The 269-nt window shown below is 71.4% G+C and carries 1 protein-coding gene; it reads left to right on the forward strand.

The annotated features are described in order from the left end of the window. On the forward strand, positions 1–269 hold a 269-nt coding region (locus HKX41_11640), incomplete at both ends, for an RHS repeat protein (protein ID NNC24785.1).

Consider the following 269-nt stretch of genomic DNA (forward strand, 5'->3'; position numbering starts at 1 on the left):
CCCACGAATACGACGGCCAGGGCCGCCGCATCGCCACCACGAACGCGCACGGTTCGCGCGACACGATGCGTTACGACCGCAACGGGCGCCTGCTCGAAACGGTTAAGGACGCCGATGGCCTTGCCATCCGCACCCAATACGTCTGGGACGCCGCCGGCCAGCAGCTTTCGGTCACCGAGGCGGCCGGCAGCGCCAGCGCCCGCACCACGGTCTACGCCTACGACGGCCTCGGCCGCCGCATCGCCGAAACCGTCGCGGCCGGCAGCCTG

The organism is Salifodinibacter halophilus, assembly GCA_012999515.1.
Classification (GTDB): domain Bacteria; phylum Pseudomonadota; class Gammaproteobacteria; order Nevskiales; family Salinisphaeraceae; genus Salifodinibacter; species Salifodinibacter halophilus.